The following is a 1,715-nucleotide window of genomic DNA, read 5'->3' on the forward strand; positions in this document are numbered from 1 at the left end:
CCCCGGAGCCGCGCGCGGACCTGGCCAGCCACATGCCGGTCTCGCCGTCGTCGGCCAACCGCACCATCCCCGCCGTGCGCCCGTCGACCAGCACCTCGAACGCGGGCATGGCCCGGTAGAAGGCGCGGAACTGCGCGTCGGTGGTCCAGCCGGGCGGCATGACGTCCTCGGGGTCGGCGTCGGCGAGGGCGACCCGCAGGAGCCGCTCGATCCCCGGCTCGTCCAGGGGGCGCAGGCTGACGTGCGGGGAGGCGGGGTCCTGGGTGTGCATCGGTACATCGTGGCGGATCACGCGGGGAGGGGTCACGGGGGATTGCCGATCAGTCGCGGACCGTGTTCGGACGCGGCGGGGTGCGACCGTCCGGGCTTCCGCCGTTCGAGTGAACATGTCCGGTTCGCCCTGCCTGCGCTCACGTATCCGCTGGTAACGGGCGTGGTTCGCGGATCGATGGGCTGAATGGGCGCGGCGGGCGGATCGTGATCGGCACACCGCCTCGGCACCCCCTCGTCGACGGGAGCTGGGGATGGACATCGCGGAGCGCGCGCAGGCGCTGGCCATGAAGATCCGCAAGTTCAAGGCCGGGATCGAGACCGAGGAGGCGACCAAGAACGCCTTCGTGATGCCGTTCATCAGCACGGTCCTCGGCTACGACGTGTTCAACCCGGCGGAGGTCATCCCCGAGTTCACCGCCGACGTGGGCGTCAAGAAGGGCGAGAAGATCGACTACGCCATCGTGCACGACGGGCAGGTGCAGGTCCTGCTGGAGGCGAAGAAGGTCAACGACCCGCTCAGGCTGGAGCACGCCTCGCAGCTGTTCCGCTACTTCGCGGCGACCAACGCGCGGATCGCGATCCTGACCAACGGCGAGGTCTACCAGTTCTACACCGACCTCGACGCGCCCAACCGCATGGACGCCAAGCCGTTCCTGGTCATGGACTTCTCGGACGTGGACGAGACCCTGCTGCCGGAGCTGGCGAAGCTGACCAAGGAGGCGTTCGACCTCGACTCGGTGATCAGCGCGGCAGGCGAGCTCAAGTACATCGGGCAGCTCAAGCGGGTGCTCGCCGCGCAGTTCAAGGAGCCCGAGGACGACTGGGTGAAGTTCCTGGCCACCCGCGTCTACGAGGGCTCCTTCACCCAGCGGGTGCGCGAGCAGTTCGCGCCGCTGGTGGACAAGGCGTGCCGCCAGTTCCTCACCGACCAGGTCAACGACCGGCTCAAGAACGCGCTCGGCGGCGGGTCGTACGTGCGCGGGGTCGGGGCGGTCCCGGCGGAGGAGAGCGAGCCAGCGCCCGTCGAGGCCCCGCCCGCCGGGGTGGAGGAGCGGGGCGGGGACGTCGTCACCACCGAGGAGGAGATCGAGGGCTTCCGGATCGTGCGGGCCATCGTCTGCGGCTCGGTGCCCGCCACCAGGGTCTTCGCCCGCGACACCAAGACCTACTTCGGCGTGCTGCTCGACGACAACAACCGCAGGCCGATCGCCCGGCTGTGGTTCAACCGGTCCAAGAAGTACCTCGGGGTGTTCGACGAGCAGAAGGTCGAGACGCGCGTGGCCATCGAGCGGGTGGAGGACATCTACCTGCACGCCGAGCAGCTGCGGCTGACCGTGAACCGGTACCTGGGCGCCTCGGCCGAACCCCCGGCCGCCTGAGACGTCCTGATTGGCAGGAGCCCCGGAGGGCGCGGGTCCTCCGGGGCGCGGAGTTCGGGGTTC

Annotated in this window: 1 protein-coding gene and 1 pseudogene; one reads left to right on the top strand and one right to left on the bottom strand. The window is 69.7% G+C overall.

Features of this window, described 5'->3' with window-relative positions; translation table 11 throughout:
• A pseudogene (locus ACTUAL_RS23015) lies at nt 1-271 on the bottom strand (hypothetical protein); the annotation flags it as partial.
• A 253-nt stretch (nt 272-524) separates the two neighbouring features.
• Between ACTUAL_RS23015 and ACTUAL_RS23020 the strand changes: the two are divergent.
• On the top strand, nt 525-1,652 hold the full coding sequence (locus tag ACTUAL_RS23020) for a type I restriction endonuclease (RefSeq protein ID WP_440901696.1): 1,128 nt from the start codon (nt 525-527) through the stop codon (nt 1,650-1,652).
• Nucleotides 1,653-1,715: the final 63 nt, after the last annotated feature.

It is taken from the genome of Actinosynnema sp. (assembly GCF_052038725.1).

What these genes read in the sequence shown, in the direction of transcription:
- ACTUAL_RS23020 (WP_440901696.1), top strand. Translation starts at nt 525, where the DNA reads ATGGACATCGCGGAGCGCGCGCAGGCGCTGGCCATGAAGATCCGCAAG.